This is a genomic window from Ensifer sp. R-19, from assembly GCF_049905105.1.
In the GTDB taxonomy this organism is placed as follows: Bacteria; Pseudomonadota; Alphaproteobacteria; order Rhizobiales; family Rhizobiaceae; genus Ensifer.
The window spans coordinates 1,674,945-1,695,015 of sequence record NZ_CP184570.1 but is presented as its reverse complement, the minus strand read 5'-3'; the positions used below and the strand labels follow the sequence as shown (position 1 = coordinate 1,695,015).

The following is a 20,071-nucleotide window of genomic DNA, read 5'->3' as shown; positions in this document are numbered from 1 at the left end:
CCGTCACTCCACGGATAGGGGGAGCCAATGCTGGAAATCAGATCGGCCCGCAAGGTTTTCTACAAGGGGCAGGCAGACGAGAAGGTCGCGCTCGACGGCCTCAAACTCAGCCTCGCCACAGGCGAATTCGGTGTCGTCATCGGCTCGAACGGCGCCGGCAAGAGCAGCATGCTCAACGCCATCTCCGGCGCGCTCGTGCTCGATAGCGGCCAGGTCGTCATCAATGGCGACGACGTGACGGCCATGCCCGTGCACAAGCGTGCCATGCGGCTTGCCCGCGTTTTCCAGGACCCGATGCGCGGCACCGCCGCCAGCATGACGGTGGCGGAAAACATGTTGCTCGCCGAACTGCGCAGCAACAAGCGCACCCTGCGTCGCGGGCTGAATACGACGCGGCTCGCCACCTACAAGGAACGGCTGTCGCTGCTAGGCCTTGGCCTCGAAAACCGTCTCGATACGCGGGTGGAGCTTCTGTCCGGCGGACAGCGGCAGTCGCTGTCGCTGATCATGGCGGTCGGCGGTGAGCCGGAACTGCTGCTGCTCGACGAGCATACCGCAGCACTTGATCCCCGCACCGCCGATATCGTCATGCAGGCAACGATCCGCGCGGTCGAGGCGCTGAAGCTGACGACGCTGATGGTGACACACAACATGCAGCATGCGGTGGACTTCGGCCACAAGGTGATCATGCTCGATGCCGGGCGCGTCCGCCTCGAGATCGACGGCAAGGAAAAGGCCCAGACGACCGTGCCTGAGCTGATCGGCCATTTCTCCGTCAAAACCGACCGCATGTTCCTGGCGAGCTGACGATCATGGATATTCTTCAAAACACCATCGCGAGCTTCGTCTCGCTCGTTCCCGTCACTCTGGCGCAGAGCCTGATCCTCGCCTTCGTGGTGCTCGGGATCATGATCCCGTTCCGCATGTTGAGCTTCCCGGATCTGACCAGCGAAGGCGCGTTTCCGCTCGGCGGCTGCGTCTGCGGCGTGCTGATGGCGGCGGGGATGTCGCCGCTGGCCGCGATCGCCATCGCGCTCGTCGCCGGCTTCGTTGCCGGCTGCTGCACGGCTTTCATCCACCTGCGGTTCCGGATCCACACCCTGCTCGCCGGCATCCTGATGATGACGATGCTCTATTCGATCAATCTGCGCATCATGGGCCGGTCGAACCTCTCGGTCTTCGGCGCAACGACGGTGTTCGACTGGGCGCCGGGGTTGCAGCCGGGCTTCCCGGCAAGCAAGATTGTCGTTGCCGGTTTGATCGCGCTCGTTGTCTTCTTCGTGCTCTATCATTTCTTCCGCACCGAGAAGGGCACCGCCGTCCGTGCCGTCGGCGCCAACCCTGATATGGCCGAAGCGCAAGGCATCAACGTCTGGCTGGCGACGATCGGCGGTGTCGGGCTTGCCGGCGCGTTTTCCGCAGGCAGCGGTGCGCTGATGGTGCAGTCGCAGGGCTTCGCCGACGTCAACATGGGCCTCGGCATCCTGATCAACGGCCTTGCGGCGCTCATGATCGGCGAGGCGATCGTCGGCAAGCAAAGCGTGCTGCGCCAGCTCGCGGCCCCCTTTGTCGGTGCGATCGTCTACTACCAACTCGTTTCCTTCTGCCTGGCGGCCGGTATGCCACCGCCGGACCTGAAACTTGCGACCGGCCTGTTCGTTCTCGCCATGCTGGCTCTTCCGAGCCTCAAGCGAAGCCGCGGACCGGCACCTGCCCGCGAAACCGTTCGCGAATAGATGAGGACCACCTTCATGAATGCAGTTCCTGATTTTGCTGCGATCGAGGCGATGGATGCGGCCGATGTGCTGCGTCCGATGCGCGAGCGTTTCATCTTGCCGCCGAACCTGATCTACCTGGACGGCAACTCGCTTGGCGTCGCCTCGACCGCCGCTTTCGACGAACTTCGCAAGGCCGCGACCGAGGAATGGGGGCAGGATCTCATCCGCAGCTGGAACACGGCCGGGTGGTTCGAGATGCCGCTTGCGCTCGGTGACCGGGTCGGGCGGCTGATCGGGGCGGCCGCCGGCCAGACTGTCGTTTGCGATACGACGTCGATCAACATCTACAAGGCCCTGCACGCGGCCGTGGCGCTGCGGCCCGATCGCTCTGTCATCGTCAGCGAAGGCGGCAGTTTCCCGACGGACCTCTACATGGCCGAGGGCGTGGTTTCGACGCGCTCGGGCGCTTCGTTGCGGCTCGAAGGGGTCGATGCGCCCGATATCGAGGACCTGATCAACAGCGACGTTGCCGTGGTTCTGGTCAACCATGTCAACTACAAGTCCGGTGAACTGCGCGACATGGCGGCGCTGACACGCAAGGCGCATGAGCATGGCGCGCTGGTCATCTGGGATCTCTGCCATACCGCCGGCGCCCTGCCTGTCGATCTCGATGGCGCCAATGTCGATTTTGCCGTCGGCTGCACCTACAAGTACCTGAACGGCGGTCCTGGCGCGCCTGCCTTCATCTATGCCGCGACCCGTCATCACGGCGATATCCGCCAACCGCTCACCGGCTGGTGGGGCCATGCCCGCCCCTTCGCCTTCGAGAAGCACTATGCGGCCGGCGAGGGCATCCGTCGTTTCCTCTGCGGCACGCAGCCGATCCTGTCGCTGCGGGCGCTGAAGGGCGCGCTCGACGTCTGGGACGAAGTCGACATGAACCAGTTGCGCGAGAAGAGCATCCGGCTCACCGATCTCTTCATCACGCTCGTCGAGGCGAAATGCGCTGCCTACGGCCTGGAACTCGAGAGCCCGCGCGACGGGACAAAACGCGGAAGCCAGGTTTCGTTCAGCCATCCGAACAGCTACGAGATCATGCAGGCGCTCATTGCCCGTGGCGTCATCGGCGATTTCCGCGCCCCCACGACGATGCGCTTCGGCTTCACGCCGCTCTATGTGAGCTATGCCGATGTTTGGCGGGCGGTCGGAATCCTTGAAGAGATCCTTCTCACGGGCGCATGGCAGGACGCGCGCTTTGCGGTCCGCGCAGCCGTGACCTGATCTCGATGGTGGACTGCGGGCGGTCTGCCGTCCGGAGTCGAAAGCCGAGTCATAGGTCGCGATCCGCACGCCCGAACGCGTGAGGCAGACAGGAGACTTCGCAATGACTGCGCCGCAGCGCCCGACACCGGACGAAATCGCGGACGCTCGCGGCCGCATCGCTCCCCACTTCGCGCGAACCCCGCTGGTGCGGCTCGACCTTGGGTTCCCGGACCGCCAGATCTTTCTGAAACTGGAGACGCTCTCTCCGATCGGCGCCTTCAAGCTTCGCCCGGCGCTGAACGCACTCTTGTCGCGTGATCCGGCCGATCTGCAAAACGGCATGGCCGTCACCAGTTCCGGCAACATGGCCTATGGCATGGCCTGGGCCGCCCGCCTCATCGGTGTGCCGATGGTGGCCTACATGTATCGCGGCGCGCCGCAGACGAAGATCGACGGCGTGCGCGAGCTTGGCGGCGAGGTGCGCTTCGTCAGTACCGCGACCTGGTGGGACTACATTACCGATGCGGCCCGTCCGGATGCGCCGGAACTGCTGATCAATCCGGTGACCGATCAGGCGGTGCTTGCCGGCAACGGCTCCATCGGCATGGAAATCATCGAGGACTTGCCCGATGTCGACGTGGTGCTCACCCCCTATGGTGGCGGCAGCATGACGACCGGGGTCGCAAGCGCTGTCAAGGCCACTTCCGACCGTTGCCGTGTCTTCGCCGCCGAGGATGACAGCGCCGCTCCGGTTTCGGCGGCACTTGCGGCGGGACGGATCGTGACGATCGAGACCCGCCCGTCGTTCATCAAGAGCATCGGCGCGCCATCGCTTGTGCCGCAGCTTTGGCCAGTGGCACGGGAACTCATCGACGGGGCGATTGCCGTCAGCCCGGCCCAGGTGACCGATGCGATGCGGCTTCTGTTCAAAAAGGCCAAAGTCGTCGCCGAGGGGGCAGGGGCCGCCTCGCTCGCCGCCGCGATCTCGCGGCCCGACCTGACCGGAAACATCGTCTGCGTCATCTCGGGCGGCAACATCGACGCGGCTGCCTATTCCGTGGTCCTTGGCGGCGGCATTCCCTCGGCCTGAACGGCAAGCTCAGACGCCGAGATAGCGGTCCTGAAGTGCCGGTGTCAGCGCTGCCGGCGATCCTTCGAACACCGTCGCACCCTTTTCCAGGACGAAGCAGCGGTCGGCCACCGGAAGCAATTCCGAAAGCGTCTTGTCGACGACGAGGATCGATTGGCCGGCGACCTTCAGCGTGCGGATCGCCGACCAGATGTCCTGCCGGATCACCGGCGCAAGCCCCTCGGTTGCCTCGTCGAGAATGATCAGGCTAGGATTGGTCATCAGCGCCCGGCCGATGGCAAGCATCTGCTGCTCGCCGCCCGAAAGCGTGTTGGCATATTGGTCACGCCGTTCGCCGAGACGGGGGAAGAGCGCGACCACTTTCTCGAAGGTCCACTCGCTGCCGCGGGCCGTGGCAACCAGGTTCTCCATGACGGTGAGATTGGGAAAGCAGCGCCGTCCTTCGGGCACGAGGCCCAGGCCGAGTCTCGCTATCCGGTGCGGTCGCATGCCCGAGATCACCTTGCCGGCGAAGCTGATCGCGCCGGAGCGCGGCCGCACGAGGCCGAGGATCGAGTTGATCGTCGTCGTTTTGCCCATGCCGTTGCGGCCCATGAGCGCGACCACCTCGCCCTCCCGCACATCGAGATTGACGCCGAAGAGTGCCTGCGATGCGCCGTAGAAGGTTTCGAGACCTTTCAGTTCGAGCAGGCTCACGCGGCTTCTCCCAAATAGGCGCGGCGAACGTCCGGATCGCTGCGGATTTCATCGACCGTGCCTGTTGCGATGATGCGGCCATAAACGAGCACGGAAATGCGATCCGCAAGCGCAAAGACCGCGTCCATGTCGTGTTCCACCAGCAGCATCGGCGCTTCATGGCGCAAGCCGTCGAGCAACGTCGTCAGCCGCTTGGAACCTTCCGGCCCCATGCCGGCCATCGGTTCATCGAACAGAAACGCCTTCGGCGAAAGCGCCAGCGCGATGGCGATTTCGAGCTGGCGGCGCTCGCCGTGGGAAAGCTCTGCCGCCGGCACATGGGCGCGCGCGGCGAGGTCCACACGCTCGAGCATCGCCATTGCCGGCTCGGTCAGGTCCCTATCGCTCGTAACCTGGCGGAAGAAGCGGAAGCTGCTGCCTTGCCGCGCCTGCACCGCCAGCATGACGTTGCGAAGCGCTGAGAACTCCTGCGCCAGCGACGAAATCTGGAAGCTGCGCGCAAGGCCGAGCCTCGCGCGGGCTGCCATGTCGAGCCCGCTGATATCCTCGCCGAGAAAGCGGATGCTGCCGCTGTCGGCCTTGAGCGAACCGGCGATCTGGTGGATCAGCGTGCTTTTTCCGGCACCGTTCGGACCGATCAGCGCATGGATCTGTCCCGGACGAAGCTCAAGGCTGACCCCGTCGGTCGCCTTGAGGGCGCCGAAGGATTTGCGGAGATCGCGGATTTCGAGAACAGGCTCAGACATGGCGCGGCTTTCCGGAGAGAAGGCCCAGCAGCCCGCCGCGTGCAAAAAGCACGATGCCGAGCAGGATGAGGCCGAGGAAGAACTGCCAGCGCTCGGTGATACCGCCGAGCACATATTCGAAGAAGACGAAGATCATCGCGCCGGCGACGGGGCCGAACAGGCGGCCCTTGCCGCCGAGGATGATCAGCACGATCAGTTCGCCCGACATGTGCCAGGAGAGCATGGAGGGCCCGACGAAGCGATTGAGGTCGGCATAGAGCGCGCCGGCAAATCCGGTGATCATGGCCGAGGCGGCAAACGCGACGAGCCGAATATTGAAGGGCGCGATGCCGACGGCGGCAAGGCGGATTCCATTCTGTCTCGCCGCCTGCAGGGCGCTGCCGAAGCGCGAACCCTCGACCACGCGGAACAGGAGAAGTGCGGCCATGAGTGCCGCATAGCAGATCAGGAAATAGGGCAGGGGCTTGGCGGTGTTGACGCCGGGAAAGGCGTTGCGCACCGACATCGAGAGACCATCTTCGCCGCCATAGGCCGGCCAGGAGATCGCGAAATAGTAGATCATCTGCGCGAAAGCGAGCGTGATCATGATGAAATAGACGCCTGATGTGCGCAGGCTGATCGCGCCGATCGGCAGCGCGATGAGGCCGGCAACCGCCACGGCCGCTATCCAGATGAGCGGCATCGACGTTGTCGCCGGAATGCCGGCAAACAGCGGCTCGCCATTGAAGGCGTGGGTGGCGAGGATGCCGGCGACATAACCGCCAAGGCCGAAGAAGGCTGCGTGGCCGAAGGACAGCAGCCCGCCGGACCCGAGCGCCAGGTTGAGGCCGACGGCGGCAAGCGCCAGGACGACGACGCGGGTCGCGAGCGTCACATAGAAGGGTTCGCCCATGCCGGCGGCGACAAGCGGTGCGCCGAGAAGCAGAAGGGCAAGCAGCAGGTTGACGGTGGTTTCGCGGCTCATCTTGACCTCACGACTGTGCCGAAAACAGGCCGCTCGGCCGGAAAGCGAGGATGAGGGCCATGACCACATAGATCAGCATCGAAGCGAGCGCCGCGCCAATCGTAGTCGCCTGCGATGCGGGCATGGTGAGCGCCAGGACCGATGGGAGCAGGAAGCGGCCCATCGTGTCGACGACGCCGACGATGACAGCGCCGACAAGCGCGCCCTTGATGGAGCCGATGCCGCCGATGACGATGACGACGAAAGCGAGGATGAGCACCGGCTCGCCCATGCCGACCTGCACCGACTGCAGCGCGCCGACCAGGGCGCCGGCAAGACCCGCGAGTGCCGCGCCGAGCGCAAAGACGACCGTGTAGAGCGTGCCGATGTCGACGCCGAGCGCGCCGATCATCTCGCGGTCGGATTCGCCCGCGCGGATGCGCATGCCGAGCCGCGTCCTGGCGATCAGCAGATAGAGACCGATGGCAACCGCGATGCCGACACCGATGATCGCCAGCCGATAGAGCTGGTACTGGCCGCCGCCGGGCAGAGGCACCGCGCCCTGCAGCATGGGCGGTATGTCGAGATAGAGCGGGAAGGAGCCGAAGAGCCAGCGCGCGCCCTCGGACAGGATCAGGATCAGTGCGAAGGTGGCGAGCACCTGGTCGAGATGGTCACGATCATAGAGCCTGCGGATGACGGCAACCTCGATGATTGCACCGACGCCCGCGGCTGCCGCAAGACTGGCGATCAGGCCGATCCAGAAGGAGCCGGTGGCGGCGGCGACCGTGGCGCAGGCGAAGGCGCCGATCATGTAGAGCGAGCCGTGGGCAAGGTTGATCAGGCCCATGACCCCGAAAATCAGGGTCAGGCCGGCGGCCATTAGAAACAGCATGACGCCGAGCTGTAGCCCGTTGAGCAGTTGTTCGATCAGGAGTGCGGTGAACAAGAGGTCGGTCCAAGCTTGATGTCGGGATGACGCGGGTCATCGACCGGATGGCGGCGTCACGGCCGCGCATCCGGGCAACGACGGGTGCGAGCGTTACATGCTGCACTTGTCGGCGTAGGCGTCCTTGTGGTCTTCGAAGGCGGTGGCGATGATCTTGTTGGTCAGGACGCCATCGTCTTCCTTCACCACCTCACGAACGTAGATGTTCTGGATCGGGTGGTTGTTGTTGTTGAAGGTGAACTTGCCGCGCACCGACTTGAAGTCCGCCGCCTTGAGCGCCGCGCGGAAGGCGTCCTTGTCCTTGACGCTTGCCTTCGATAGCGCGGCGAGGATCAGGTTTGCTGTATCCCAGCTTTGTGCGGCGTAGATCGAGGGCAGGCGCTTGTACTCGGCCTTGAAGGCCTCCACGAACTTCTTGTTGGCTTCGTTGTCGAGGTCCTTGGACCAGGTCGCTGAGTTCTTGACGCCAAGGGCAGCGTCGCCGATCGCCGGCAGGACGTCCTGGCTGAAGGAGAAGCCCGGGCCCATGACCGGGATGTTCACGCCCGACTGCGCATATTGCTTCATGAAGGCGATGCCCATGCCGCCGGGCAGGAAGAAGTAGACGGTATCGGCGCCGGAGGCGCGGATCTGGGCGATTTCGGCGGCATAATCCGTCTGGCCGACCTGCGTGTAGATCTCGCCGGCAAGAGCGCCCTTGTAGTAGCGCTTGAAGCCGGTCAGCGCGTCTTTGCCGGCCGGATAGTTGGGCGCCAGGATGAAGGCGTTCTTGTAGTCCTTGTTGGCGTATTGCCCCATCGCCTCATGGAAATTGTCGTTCTGGTAGGCGACGTTGAAATAGTTCGGGTTGCAGTTCGCACCGGCCAGTGCCGAAGGACCGGCATTCGGTGAGAGATAGATCACGTCCTGCGCGACCGCGTTCGGCACGACCGCCATGGCGAGATTCGACCAGATGATGCCCGTCATCAGGTCGACCTTGTCGCCCTGGATCATCTTCTCGGCGATCTGAACCGCAAGTTCCGGCTTCTGGGCATCGTCCTCGATCACCAGCTCCACGTCCTTGTTGCCCGACTGTTTGATTGCCAGCGTGAAGGCGTCGCGCATGTCGATGCCGAGGCCGGCGCCGCCGCCCGAAAGCGTGGTGATGACGCCGATCTTCACCGGCTCGGCATGGGCAAGGCTCGACGTCGCAAGCGAGAGGCCAAGAAGGCTCGCTGCCAGAATGCGGTTCATGCTGTTCTTCTCCTAATAGGTTCCCTTATGAGTTGTGTTCTATCAGAGACCCGTGCGCACGTGCCAGAGCTCTGGGAAGAGTTCCACTTCGAGCATCTTCTTCAGATAGGACGCGCCGGATGTACCCCCGGTTCCGCGCTTCAGGCCGATGATGCGCTCGACCGTCGTGACGTGATTGAAGCGCCATCGGCGGAAATAGTCCTCGAAATCGACCAGCTTCTCGGCGAGTTCATAGAGCATCCAGTAGCGCTCCGGGTCGCGGTAGACGGTCTGCCACGCCGCAAAGACCTTGTCGCTTTCCACGCGCGTTTCGCGCCAATCGGTCTTGCTCGTTTCGTCCCCGACGTCGAAGCCGTTGCGCGAAAGCAGCCGGATCGCTTCGTCGTAGAGCGACGGCGCGGCCAGGATCGCCTCGAGCTTTTCCATGATGTCGGGACGGTGCGCGTGTGGGCCGAGCATGGCGACGTTGCGGTTGCCGGCGAGAAATTCGATCGCCCGGTATTGCCACGACTGGAAGCCGGAGGATTGGCCGAGCGATTCGCGGAACGTGGTGTATTCGCTGGGCGTCATCGTGCGCAGCACGTCCCAGGCGCTGTTCAACTGTTCGAAGATGCGCGCCACGCGCGTCAGCATCTTGAAGGCGGGTTCCAGCCGGTCGTCGCGGATCGAGCGGACTGCGGCGTTGATCTCGTGCAGCGCGAGCTTCATCCAGAGCTCCGACGTCTGATGCTGGATGATAAACAGCATCTCGTCATGGGCCTTGGAAAGCGGCTCCTGTGCGTCCAGCACCTTCTCCAGCATGAGATAGTCGCTGTAGGACATGCGTCCCTTGAACGACATCTGGGCGCCTTCTTTCGAAGGATCGTATGATTTGCTCATGGTTTTAGTTCTCCGAGCGCAATCGGAACCGCTGGATCTTGCCCGTGGCTGTCTTCGGCAGGCTCTCCAGGAATTTGACCGATCGCGGATATTTGTAAGGCGCGATCGTCGCCTTGACATGATCCTGCAGGCGCTTGATCGTCGCGTCGTCGGCCGAGACGCCTGAAATCAACACGACATAGGCTTCGACGATCTGGCCGCGTTCGGCATCGGGGGCACCGACGACGGCGCATTCCGCGACTTCCGGGTGCGAGATCAACGCCGCCTCGACCTCGGGGCCGGCGATGTTGTAGCCGGCGGTAACGATCATGTCGTCCGAGCGGGCGGCGAAATGGAAGAAGCCGTCTTCGTCCTGGTAGAAGGCGTCGCCGGTCAGGTTCCAGCCGTCGCGGACATAATCGCGCTGGCGGGCGTCCGCCATATAGCGGCAGCCGGTCGGGCCGCGCACCGCGAGCTTGCCGACCGTACCGCGAGGGACCTCCCGCATCTCGTCATCGACGATCCGGGCTTCGTAGCCACCGACCGGCTTGCCGGTCGAGGCGGCCTTGCGGTCTTCGAAGCGGTTGGAAATGAAGATATGCAGCATCTCTGTCGCGCCGATCCCGTCGAGGATCGGCTTGCCGGTTTTTTCCGTCCACTCCTCGAAGACAGGCCCCGGCAGCGTTTCGCCCGCCGAGATCGCTACCCGGAGCGACGAAAGGTCGGCACCGTTGTCCATCGCCTTCATCATCGCCCGATAGGCGGTCGGAGCGGTAAACGAGATCGTTGCTTTGTACTTCTCGATGATCTCCACCATGTTGGCGGGCGTCGCGTGCTCGAGCAGCGTTGCCGCCGCGCCGAAACGCAAGGGGAAGATGGCAAGGCCGCCGAGACCGAAGGTGAAGGCGAGCGGCGGTGAGCCGACGAAGACATCGTCGGGTGTCACCCCGAGCACCTCCCTGGCATAGCCGTCGGCAATAACAAGGAGATCGCGATGGAAGTGCATGGTTGCCTTCGGGACCCCTGTCGTGCCCGAGGTGAAACCGAGAAGGGCGACGTCGTCACGACCGGTGTGTACCGCTTCGAAGACCACAGACTTGTCGAGCGCAATGCGGTCGAGTTCGGCGTCGTGGTTTGCTGTCCCGTCGAAGCCGACGACCTGCTTCAGGTAGCGACTGTCCTTGGCGCAGGCGATCATCTCGTCCATCAGGCGGGTATCGCAAAGCGTCAGGCTGACCTCTGCCTTGTCGACGATCTTGGTCAGTTCGCCGGCTCTGAGCATCGGCATGGTGTTGACGACCACGGCGCCGGCCTTGGTGGCCGCCAGCCAACAGGCGACCATGGCCGGATTGTTGGCCGAGCGGATGAGCACACGGTGTCCAGGCTTCACGCCGTAGTTTTCGACGAGGGCATGGGCGAGCCTGTTCGTCCAGTCGGACAGCTCCTTGTAGGTTCGCCGGCGCCCGTTGCCGATCAGCGCGGTATGGTCGCCAAAACCCTTGGCGACCATGGCATCCGTCAATTCGACGGCGGCGTTGAGATGGTCCGGGTAGTCGAAGTCTTCGAGACGGAATTCCGGCCATTCTTCCGGTGGCGGCAGATGGTCGCGTGTGAACGTATCGACGTGCGAAGTCGGTCCAAGCATATGGCGGCTGTTCCCTTGTTCAGTTTCTGCCCGTTGTCCAGGCATTTTCAAAGCCGGCTAAAGTTCTGGTCGTCGCGCGGAGCCCTGCCGTGCGAACAGACGCCAAGCCTCGCCGCATCGTCGTCGATGGGCGCATGCCGTCGCTAGGGCGGCTCCAGTGATCGTGATGGGCACAGCGAGACCTCCACTTCTCGGCTGAACATGGGGCAGCATCGCACCAGTCCAAAATTATTTCAAGCCTAAAGTTTTTTTGAATGACGCATTGCGTTTCTTGATGGGGCAGGCGATTTCTATGCGTGGGGAGACATCGAAGGGAGGATTGCATCGATGCTGGAACACCGTGTTTCCGATTGGAACGACGCCTATGCCAATGGCGTGAACATTGCGCGGGGCGACCGGTGGCCGCAGGCATGGGTTGGGCCGGCGGAGGCATTCCGCAATGCGCTTTCGGCATCAGGGCTGGCGAAACTCGACCTTGCCTATGGCGAGCGATCCAGAAATCGCATGGACCTTTTCTTCCCCGATGGCGCGGCGAAAGGCCTGGTCGTCTTCGTGCACGGTGGATTCTGGCTGCAGCTCGACAAGAGCTTCTGGTCGCATCTCGCCGCAGGCGCTGTCGCCAGCGGTTACGCCGTCGCCATGCCGTCCTACACGCTCTGCCCGGAGATCCGTATCACCGGGATCGTCGAGGAAGTCGCCGCGGCAATCGGTGAGGCAGCAAAGCTGGTCGAAGGGCCGCTGATGCTGACAGGCCATTCGGCTGGCGGCCATCTCGTCAGCCGAATGATCACGGCGACCGCGCCGCTCTCGCCGGATGTCCAGGGACGCGTCCGCAACGTCGTCTCGATCTCGGGTGTGCATGACCTGCGGCCGATCATGTCGACCGGGATGAACGAGAAGCTTGCGATCGATGAGGCGGAGGCTCTTTCGCAAAGCCCGGCGCTGCTGCGGCCGATGCGGGATACCCGCATCACCTGCTGGGTCGGCGGCGGCGAGCGCGCCGAGTTCCTGCGCCAGAATGCCCTGCTTGCCAATATCTGGACGGGACTGGGTGCAACCACGGCCGCCATCGTCGAACCGGACAGGCACCACTTCAACGTCATCGACGGCCTTGCCGACGCCGGGCATCCGCTGACGCGAACCCTGCTTTCGGTGTGAAGCGCTGTGCCGGACCAAGGGCGGGTGGTTGCGAAATCTGGGTCGCCCTTCTGGCTCGCCCTCGAAATGTCATCGAGAGGTGCCATAACACCCTAGGGTTATTGGCATAGCCCTCGGTTTCCCCGACGCTTCCAGTCTGTTCGTTGGAGGAGGGGAACATGACACAAAACATTAAACTCGATCGAACCCTTGGTCTGTGGTCCGTGGTGCTGTTCGGGCTTGCCTACATGACGCCGATGATCGTGTTCGGCACGTTCGGGGCGCTGGCCTCGGCAAGCCAGGGCACGACGGCGATGGCCTATTTCATCGCGGCGCTTGCAATTTTCCTGACGGCCGCGAGCTACGGGATCATGGCGAAGGTCTATCCGGTCGCCGGATCCGCCTACACCTACGCCCGCAAGTCGCTGAATTCCGGTGCAGGCTTCCTCGTCGGTTGGGCCGTGCTGCTCGACTATTTCTTCCTGCCGATGGTGATCTGGCTGATCGGCGCCGCCTATCTGGGTTCCGCCTTCCCGGCCGTACCGGCCTGGCTGTGGATCGTCGGCTTCATTGTGCTGACGACGGCGGTAAACGTCATCGGCATCGCTTTCGCCAACCGGGTGAACGTTGTGCTGATGCTGGTGCAGCTCACCGTGCTGATCGCCTTCGTCGCGCTGGCAGCACGCTATGTCGTTGCCATCAATGGCGTCGGTGGGCTTGCGTCGGTGCGGCCATTCTTCGAAGCGAATGTGCCGTTCAGCGCCTCGGTCGCCGGTGCGGCAATCGCGGCCTATTCTTTCCTGGGCTTCGACGCCGTCTCAACCCTGACGGAAGAGACGCGTGACCCAACCCGCACGATGCCGAAGGCGATCATGATCATCGCGGTGATCGGCGGGATCATCTTCACCGGTTCGGCCTATGTGACGCAGCTCGCCCATCCCGGCGGCGAATTTACCTCTGTGGATTCCGCTGCGTCGGAAATCGCTCTGATGATCGGCGGCGATATCTTCGTGACCCTGTTCCTCGCCACGCTCGTGGTTGCCCAGTTCACCTCGGGGCTTGCGGCACAGGCGAGCGTCGGTCGGCTGCTTTTCGCCATGGGCCGCGACGGCGTGTTGCCGATGGGGATCTTCGGCAAGCTGCATGAGAAATGGCGCACGCCGGTGTTCAACCTCGTGCTCGTCGGCATCGTCGGCCTGCTTGCGCTCACACTCGACGTGACGACCTCGACGTCCTTCATCAATTTCGGCGCATTCCTCGCCTTCACCGCCGTCAATGTCTCGGTGATCGCGCTCTATCTGCAGGGCAACGCAATCGTCCGGCCGCTTGGCGCGCTGCTGGGGCTTGTCGTTCCGGCTGTCGGCGCGGTCTGCGACCTGTTCCTGCTGTGGAATCTCGATGGCCACGCCAAGCTCCTGGGTATCATCTGGCTGGCCATTGGGGTGTGTTATCTCGCCTACCTCACCCGGTTCTTCCAGTCAGCGCCGCCGGAAGTGGAGTTCGTCGAATGATCAGCGGCGGCTGAGGAAGAGATGGAAGAGCTCCGCCTGGCTGGAAATGGAGAGCTTGGCATAAGCCTGGCGACGATGGACCTTGACCGTATTCGGCGAGAGGCCGAGCGTCGCTGCGATGGAGTAGGTCGAGTGACCCTTGAGGATCAGGGTCACGATCTCCAGCTCCCGTTTCGAGAGCAACGGGTGGCTGATCGTCGCCGCGGCGTCATCCTCCTCGCGGGGCGGGTCGAACCGCGCGCGCCAGTGCCGTTCGGCGAGTGCCCGCACGATCGGCGCAGCACTTTCCAGCCGGGCGATGTCACGGCGGGAGAAGCCGGGCACGTCGCCGATGCGCGAGAGCGACAGCACGGCATCGACATGCGGAAGCTTCAAAATGAAGCCGATCTCATCGACGATGCCGGTCGCCTGGTAGTGGCGGCGGAAGTATTCCGTCTCGGTGAAGCGGTCCGGCGCCAACCGTCGCATCACCAGGACGCCGCCGTCGAGTTTTGCGTTGCGGACAGCATCGTAGAACGGGTCGAGGATATAGGCGCCGGCAAGGTAGTGATCGACGATGGTGACGCGGTCGCCGACGATGCGCTCGTTATGGAGATCGAAGGCCTTGCCGCCTGGCGAATAGGCAAAGCCGTTCATCATTTCGAAGGCGACGAGTTGCCGAAGCGCGCGCTCCAGGGTTTCCGGGAAGCCGGGCTCGCCGAGGTTCGATATGGCCTCTGCGAGCCCGGCGTTCCAGGCATCGATATAGGCGCTCGCTCCGCCGGATGTTGCTGCCACGTCCATTCCCCACCTGTCGAAGACAAGACCTAGCACGGAGTCCGCAGTCATGCAGACGGTTTCTCGCACCCTTGCGCCCACGCATCCGCTCGACCTGCCCGCAACGGAGATCGCTGCCGGCATCCGCGCCCGCCATTTTTCGGCTGAAGCGGTCGTTGTCGAATCGCTGCGCCGCGCGAAAGTCGTCAATCAGACGCTGAACGCATTCACGCTGCTGCGGGAGGAGGCGGCAATCGCATCGGCGCGGGCGGCTGACGAACGCGTCGCAACCGGCGGTGACACGCCCGCTCTTCTCGGCGTCCCCTTCGCCGCCAAGGACCTGACACCGACCAAAGGCGATCTCACCACGCTCGGCTCCTGGACGCGTGGAAATTGGATTCCAACGGAGACGGCGCTGTGCATCGAGCGGCTGGAGGCTGCCGGCGCGATCCTGATCGGCAAGACGACGACGCCGGAATTCGCCCATTCCAGTTTCACGTCGAGCCCACGCTGGGGCGTGACCCGCAATCCCTGGAATCCGGAGCGAACCTCCGGCGGCTCCTCGGGCGGATCAGCGGTCGCTGTCGCGACCGGCGTGGTTCCCTTCGCCGAAGGCACGGACATGGGCGGGTCGGTGCGCATTCCTGCAGCACTTTCGGGCGTCGTTGGCCTCAAGCCCAGCCTGGGGCGAATTCCGATGACCATCCTGCCGAGCGTCTTCGACAACATATCCCATTTCGGCCCGCTGGCGCGCACCGTCAGCGATGCTGTCGCTTTCATGGCAGCGGCTGCCGGCCCCGATGATGCGGATATCGCCTCGTTGCCGCTCTCCTTCGCGGCCGACCGGGCAAGAGCAGGCTCACTTGCGGGCCGGCGCTTCGCCCTTTCGCTGGACCTTGGCTACTACAGCGTCGATGCCTCCGTGCAAGCCGCGATCCTTGCGGCGGTCGAGCAGCTTCGTGCGGCTGGCGCCACGGTGGAACCCGTGGACATCGGCTGGTCCCGCGCCGTCAACGACCAGTGGTACGATCTCTGGTGCGTGTTCATGGCCGCATTTTTCGGCGACGCGATCGATGGCTACCGCGAGCGCATGGACCCGATCGTCGTCGAGCTCATCGAACGCGGGCTTTGTATGAATGCTACAGTCTACAAACGGGTGGAACTGCTCCGGACTGCGATGTGGCGTGATCTCGCCATGATCCTCGCCCGCTACGATGCGCTGCTCTGCCCGACTTGCGCGGTCACGGCCCCCTCGGCTGACGCGGACGACAACGACTACATTGCCGATACGCCGGACGGGCGCTTTCGCGGGCTGGACATGACCTGCCCGTTCAACCTGCTGCCGCAGTGTCCAGCCCTGTCGGTGCCTGTCGGCCTCGCCAATGATGGCCTCCCAGTCGGCCTGCAGATGGTCGGTCGCCGCTACGCCGATGAAGACGTGCTGTCGCTCGGCGGTGCCATCGAGAGCGTGTTGCAGGCTTCGGGTCTTGCGGTCGGCCGGGCGGAGCGGTGGCGCTGGTAACGTGCGCGCCGCCGACGATCGGCCGGCTCCGACCCCTCAAAGCAGCAGGAGCTTCCTCAGCACCGAAACGACTTCCACGGCTTGCTTTTCGGCGATGTCACATCGGGCGATGAACTGGAATTAATTAAATCAATTGCTTGATTGTTGTTGTACCGGCGTGTTCCGCGAATGCGAAGCTCGGTATCGAAGAATCCGCCGATCGCGCGAGGGGCGGTCACCTCGCACTGACCGGCTAGTGAGCCACGCCATGACTTGGTGTCAGCGAATGAAGATCAGCGCCATGCCGAGGACGACGAGGGCAGCACCGGCCCAGGCGCCGGCGGCAGGCCGTTCGCCCGTCCTCAGCCACAGCATCGGCAGGATCATGACCGGCGAGGTCGCGGACAAAGTCGATACGATGCCCACCTTGCCGCCCGAGAGCGCGAAGAGCAGCAGCGTCATCCCCATGCCAAGAGCGAGGACCCCGGTCAGCGCGGTCATTGCGGCAACCTTCAAGGTCAGCGGCGCCCTCGGCTTGACCGATGGAATGGGCAGCTGGATCAGGATGCTCAGGCAGAAGGCGGCAATGCCGACACGCAGCATGGAGGCGACAAAAGGATCGATGCCGGCGGCCATGACCGGTCGTACGATGATCGAGCCGATCGCCTGGCCGGTGGCGGCGCCAAGACCGAGCAGGACGCCGATCCAAAGCGGCCCCTTGACCTTTTCCCATTCGTGCATCTGCGCCCGGCGCTTGCCGAAGAGAATGGCGAGGAACACGCCGGTGGCCGTCAGCGCGATGCCTCCAATCGCGGTTGGTGACAGCGCTTCGCCAAGCACCAGCCAGCCGAGCAAGGCGGTGATCGGCGCGTTGAGGGCGAAGAGGATGCCGGAGCGGCGCGGACCGAGCCGGTTGAGCGCGGCAAAGAGCAGCGTGTCGCCGATGAAAATGCCGATCAAGCCGGACAAAAGCAGCGGCGTGAGGCTTGTCGCATCCAGCCCACGCCACGCCCCGGTGGCGAGCACATAGATTGCCAGAAGTCCCGTGACGAAGATCTGCCGAAGGCGGTTGAAGGCGGGTGCGCCGAGGTGGCCGGCCGGTCCGGCCGAGATCAACCCCGTCAGGGCCCAGCAGGTCGCGGCCCCCAGCGCGGCGAGTTCATGAATTGGCATGATATTCCGATCGGTAGACTGCGGCCCCGAAGGAGCTCTCCTCGGCCTCCGTTAAAGCTTGAGCGAACGGCATTCGTCCAGCGCTTTTTCAGCCGCATCAACAGGGCGCTTCGTGCCGGGCGGCAGACGGTGCAACAGCGCTCATCATGGTCGTCTTGTGCCCACAGGCGATATGTCCAAGGGCCCACGCGCCGACGTTGATTCCGAATGAATTTTTCAGCACTTTTCGCCAGGCGATTGGAACGCCTGAAGCCGGCTGCCGTTAGGTTGGACATCAAAGGAATCCGCCATGAAAAAGCTCCTGATTGCCCTTCTGGTCTTCGGAGCGCTCGCGGCCGCGGGCGGCCTGAGCCTCGGCTATCTGTCGCGACGGGAGGCTACGGTGCCGATTGAAAAGACCGACGGTCCCGATCCGGTCCTGGTCGAACCAAAGGTGGAGCTCGTGCCATCCGTCGCTGTCGCGGAAGCCACGCCCTGGCCTGCAGGCATGATGCCATCGGCCGCGCCGGGCCTTGCCGCCAAGGAATTTGCGGGCGGCTTCGATCATCCCCGCTGGCTGCACGTGCTGCCGCATGGCGATGTGCTGGTCGCAGAAAGCAATGCGCCACCCCAACCCGACCCCGGCTTTTCGGTGCGGGCCTTTGCTGCTCAGCTCATCCAGGGCAGGGCCGGCGCCCGAAGTAAGAGCGCCAATCGCATATCGTTGTTGCGCGACGCGGACGGTGACGGCGTGGCGGAAACGAAAACGCCCTTCATCACCGGGCTCAATTCACCGTTCGGTATGACATTGCTCGACGGTAAGCTCTACGTAGCCAATGCCGATGCGATCGTGGCCTTTCCCTATCAGGAAGGCGCGACCGAGATTACGGCGCCCGCAGAGAAGATTGTCGACCTACCCGCGGGCCGCAACCATCACTGGACGAAGGACGTCATCGCCAGCCCGGACGGGACCAAGCTTTACGTCACGGTCGGCTCCAATTCCAACGTCGGCGAAAACGGCATGGAGGAGGAAAGGGGACGCGCCGCGGTGCACGAGATCGACCTTTCCACCCGGCAGATGCGGCCGTTTGCATCCGGACTTCGCAATCCCAACGGCCTCTCATGGCAGCCGGATAGCGGTGAGCTATGGGTTGCCGTCAACGAGCGCGACGAACTCGGGCCCGATCTCGTTCCCGATTACATGACCTCGGTCAAGGACGGCGCCTTCTACGGCTGGCCCTATAGCTGGTACGGGCAGCATGTCGACGAGCGGGTGAAGCCGCAGAAACCCGAACTGGTGGCGCGCGCGATCAAGCCGGACTATGCGCTCGGCCCCCACACCGCCTCGCTCGGCCTGACCTTCAACACCGGCGACCTGTTCGGCCCGGAGATGAAGAATGGCGCCTTCGTAGGCCAGCATGGCTCGTGGAACCGGATCCCGCGCAGCGGCTACAAGGTCATCTTCGTGCCTTTCAGCAACGGCAAGCCTTCCGGCCCGCCGCGGGATATCCTGACGGGTTTCCTGACCGACGACGGCAAGGCGCTCGGCCGTCCGGTCGGCGTCGCAATCGCCCGTGATGGCGCGCTGCTTGTTGCCGACGATGCCGGCAACAAGGTGTGGCGGGTCGCCCCCATGCGGTGAGCGATCTCGCGGCTTAGGGGGCACTGGGGCATTTGTGCAACTATTTGGTTGCGCATCTGTCTGTGATCCCTATACTTGCAACCAAATCGTTGCACGAAAGGAAAGCGTCATGAGCTCGTTCGATCGTATCGAGAAGGCAATCCTGTTGCGCGCGCCCATCGAGCGCGTCTGGCGGGCGATAACCGATGTCTCGGAATTCGGGCAGTGGTTCGGCGTAAAGCTGAACGAGCCTTTTGCTCCGGGGCGGGCGATAGCCGGCTCTTTTAAGGGAGAGTTCAAAGCGGAAGACATTGCGAAATATCAGGCTTCGATCGGGATCGAGCCGACACCGATCCGCCAGCCCGAGCCGAATGCCGTTTTTTGCACCGTCGAGGAAATGGATGCGCCGCGGCTTTTCAGTTTTCGCTGGATACCCTATGGCCTCGATGCCGAATGCGATCCCGCGCGGGAACCGACGACACTCGTGGAATTCCGGCTGGAAGCCGTTGCCGGGGACACACGGCTGACCGTCACGGAATCCGGCTTCGAAGGCGTGCCGGCGCATCGGCGCAAGCGCGCATTTCTCATGAATGACGGTGGCTGGAGCGCCCAGATTGAAAACATCAAGCGCCATGTCGAACACGCCTGAGCGAGAACTGGCGGGCGTCTTCGCCGCCCTGGGCGATACGACCCGCCTTGCGCTGATCACGCGGCTTTTGGCTGCCGGTGCCCTGACGGCAACCGCGCTGTCCGAGGGGCAGGCGATCACCCGGCAGGCGATCGTGAAGCACCTGCAGGTGTTGGTAGCGGCTAGGCTGGTGGTGCACGAGCGTCACGGCAAGAAGGTCCTCTACGCGGTCGATCCGCGCCGTCTCGAAGAGGCGCGCGCGTTCCTGACGGCAATCGCTGAGGGTTGGGACAAGGCGCTTGGCCGGCTCAAGTCGCTTGTCGAGGCGCCCTGACGCGAGACACCCAACCGCGCTGGGCCGCTCGGAGCAAAGTGCGTGCCCGCCGGCAACCTGGGTGACCTGGCCGGTGATCCAATCGGACGCGTCGCTGCGAAGAAACAGCACTGCGGCTGCAATTCGATGGTTGCCGACGGCCTTAGCCGTGGATGCTTTTTCGCCGACGGACCGCCTGCCGACACGCGCGGCGAGCGCCTTGCCTCGGTTCGCGAAGCCTATATCGCGCCGATCAAGGTCGAGAGCCCCCACCCGGTCGCTCCCCGCACTTGCCCGTGATCGGTCCAATC

Annotated in this window: 20 protein-coding genes; 11 read left to right on the top strand and 9 right to left on the bottom strand. The window is 63.8% G+C overall.

What is annotated here, in order from left to right:
• Window positions 1-27 precede the first annotated feature (27 nt).
• The 4 genes from ACN9MO_RS27050 (at window position 28) to ACN9MO_RS27035 (ending at window position 4,071) form a co-directional block, all read left to right on the top strand.
• On the top strand, window positions 28-807 hold the full coding sequence (locus ACN9MO_RS27050; RefSeq protein ID WP_057255224.1) for an ABC transporter ATP-binding protein: 780 nt from the start codon (window positions 28-30) through the stop codon (window positions 805-807).
• 5 nt (window positions 808-812) lie between these two features.
• The gene (locus tag ACN9MO_RS27045; RefSeq protein ID WP_057255225.1) at window positions 813-1,736 is read left to right on the top strand and encodes an ABC transporter permease; all 924 of its coding nucleotides are present in this window, start codon (window positions 813-815) and stop codon (window positions 1,734-1,736) included.
• Between the two features lie 15 nt (window positions 1,737-1,751).
• Window positions 1,752-2,999: a kynureninase gene (gene kynU / locus ACN9MO_RS27040; RefSeq protein ID WP_113132618.1), complete on the top strand. Its 1,248-nt coding sequence runs from the start codon at window positions 1,752-1,754 to the stop codon at window positions 2,997-2,999.
• A 103-nt stretch (window positions 3,000-3,102) separates the two neighbouring features.
• Window positions 3,103-4,071: a pyridoxal-phosphate dependent enzyme gene (locus ACN9MO_RS27035; RefSeq protein ID WP_113132549.1), complete on the top strand. Its 969-nt coding sequence runs from the start codon at window positions 3,103-3,105 to the stop codon at window positions 4,069-4,071.
• Between the two features lie 9 nt (window positions 4,072-4,080).
• Here the strand turns inward: ACN9MO_RS27035 and ACN9MO_RS27030 are convergent, their stop codons facing one another.
• The 7 genes from ACN9MO_RS27030 to ACN9MO_RS27000 all read right to left on the bottom strand — a co-directional run bounded on the left by ACN9MO_RS27030 (window position 4,081) and on the right by ACN9MO_RS27000 (window position 11,141).
• Window positions 4,081-4,767 carry an ABC transporter ATP-binding protein gene (locus ACN9MO_RS27030; RefSeq protein WP_113132550.1) on the bottom strand — a complete coding sequence of 229 codons (687 nt, stop codon included), beginning with the start codon at window positions 4,765-4,767 and terminating at the stop codon, window positions 4,081-4,083.
• Window positions 4,764-5,513 (bottom strand): ABC transporter ATP-binding protein, encoded by a 750-nt coding sequence (locus tag ACN9MO_RS27025; protein WP_113132551.1) that lies wholly within the window; start codon window positions 5,511-5,513, stop codon window positions 4,764-4,766. The genes ACN9MO_RS27030 and ACN9MO_RS27025 overlap by 4 nt, the downstream gene beginning before the upstream one ends.
• A complete protein-coding gene (locus ACN9MO_RS27020) occupies window positions 5,506-6,477 on the bottom strand; it encodes a branched-chain amino acid ABC transporter permease (protein ID WP_113132552.1) in 972 nt (323 codons plus the stop codon). Before ACN9MO_RS27020 ends, ACN9MO_RS27025 begins: the two co-directional genes overlap by 8 nt.
• Before the next feature lie 7 nt (window positions 6,478-6,484).
• Window positions 6,485-7,405 carry a branched-chain amino acid ABC transporter permease gene (locus ACN9MO_RS27015; RefSeq protein WP_057255230.1) on the bottom strand — a complete coding sequence of 307 codons (921 nt, stop codon included), beginning with the start codon at window positions 7,403-7,405 and terminating at the stop codon, window positions 6,485-6,487.
• 93 nt (window positions 7,406-7,498) lie between these two features.
• On the bottom strand, window positions 7,499-8,638 hold the full coding sequence (locus ACN9MO_RS27010; RefSeq protein WP_057255231.1) for an ABC transporter substrate-binding protein: 1,140 nt from the start codon (window positions 8,636-8,638) through the stop codon (window positions 7,499-7,501).
• A gap of 42 nt (window positions 8,639-8,680) precedes the next feature.
• A complete protein-coding gene (gene kynA / locus ACN9MO_RS27005) occupies window positions 8,681-9,517 on the bottom strand; it encodes a tryptophan 2,3-dioxygenase (protein ID WP_113132553.1) in 837 nt (278 codons plus the stop codon).
• Window positions 9,518-9,521: 4 nt separating this feature from the next.
• Window positions 9,522-11,141, bottom strand: coding sequence for a benzoate-CoA ligase family protein (locus tag ACN9MO_RS27000; protein ID WP_057255233.1), 1,620 nt, complete (start codon window positions 11,139-11,141; stop codon window positions 9,522-9,524).
• A gap of 327 nt (window positions 11,142-11,468) precedes the next feature.
• Here ACN9MO_RS27000 and ACN9MO_RS26995 point away from each other — a divergent pair, with 327 nt between their 5' ends.
• Together ACN9MO_RS26995 and ACN9MO_RS26990 are read left to right on the top strand one after the other, a co-directional pair.
• Complete coding sequence (locus tag ACN9MO_RS26995; RefSeq protein ID WP_057255234.1) at window positions 11,469-12,299, top strand: alpha/beta hydrolase; 831 nt, start codon at window positions 11,469-11,471, stop codon at window positions 12,297-12,299.
• A 158-nt stretch (window positions 12,300-12,457) separates the two neighbouring features.
• A complete protein-coding gene (locus ACN9MO_RS26990; protein WP_057255235.1) occupies window positions 12,458-13,789 on the top strand; it encodes an APC family permease in 1,332 nt (443 codons plus the stop codon).
• Here ACN9MO_RS26990 and ACN9MO_RS26985 read toward each other — a convergent pair whose 3' ends face one another.
• Complete coding sequence (locus tag ACN9MO_RS26985; protein WP_112996500.1) at window positions 13,790-14,617, bottom strand: helix-turn-helix transcriptional regulator; 828 nt, start codon at window positions 14,615-14,617, stop codon at window positions 13,790-13,792.
• Here ACN9MO_RS26985 and ACN9MO_RS26980 point away from each other — a divergent pair.
• Complete coding sequence (locus ACN9MO_RS26980) at window positions 14,616-16,067, top strand: amidase (RefSeq protein ID WP_425987158.1); 1,452 nt, start codon at window positions 14,616-14,618, stop codon at window positions 16,065-16,067. The genes ACN9MO_RS26985 and ACN9MO_RS26980 overlap by 2 nt on opposite strands.
• A 258-nt stretch (window positions 16,068-16,325) precedes the next feature.
• On the opposite strand, the gene ACN9MO_RS26975 is transcribed toward ACN9MO_RS26980, so the two are convergent.
• Window positions 16,326-17,219, bottom strand: coding sequence for a DMT family transporter (locus ACN9MO_RS26975; protein ID WP_113479730.1), 894 nt, complete (start codon window positions 17,217-17,219; stop codon window positions 16,326-16,328).
• A 289-nt stretch (window positions 17,220-17,508) separates the two neighbouring features.
• Here ACN9MO_RS26975 and ACN9MO_RS26970 point away from each other — a divergent pair, with 289 nt between their 5' ends.
• From ACN9MO_RS26970 to ACN9MO_RS26955, 4 genes are all read left to right on the top strand, one after another.
• Entirely contained in the window at window positions 17,509-18,840 is a 1,332-nt protein-coding gene (locus ACN9MO_RS26970) for a PQQ-dependent sugar dehydrogenase (RefSeq protein WP_113479729.1), read from the top strand.
• A gap of 109 nt (window positions 18,841-18,949) precedes the next feature.
• Complete coding sequence (locus tag ACN9MO_RS26965; RefSeq protein ID WP_057255240.1) at window positions 18,950-19,468, top strand: SRPBCC family protein; 519 nt, start codon at window positions 18,950-18,952, stop codon at window positions 19,466-19,468.
• Window positions 19,452-19,781 carry an ArsR/SmtB family transcription factor gene (locus ACN9MO_RS26960; protein ID WP_425987157.1) on the top strand — a complete coding sequence of 110 codons (330 nt, stop codon included), beginning with the start codon at window positions 19,452-19,454 and terminating at the stop codon, window positions 19,779-19,781. Before ACN9MO_RS26965 ends, ACN9MO_RS26960 begins: the two co-directional genes overlap by 17 nt.
• Before the next feature lie 42 nt (window positions 19,782-19,823).
• On the top strand, window positions 19,824-20,060 hold the full coding sequence (locus tag ACN9MO_RS26955) for a hypothetical protein (RefSeq protein ID WP_218373021.1): 237 nt from the start codon (window positions 19,824-19,826) through the stop codon (window positions 20,058-20,060).
• The last annotated feature ends 11 nt before the right edge of the window (window positions 20,061-20,071 follow it).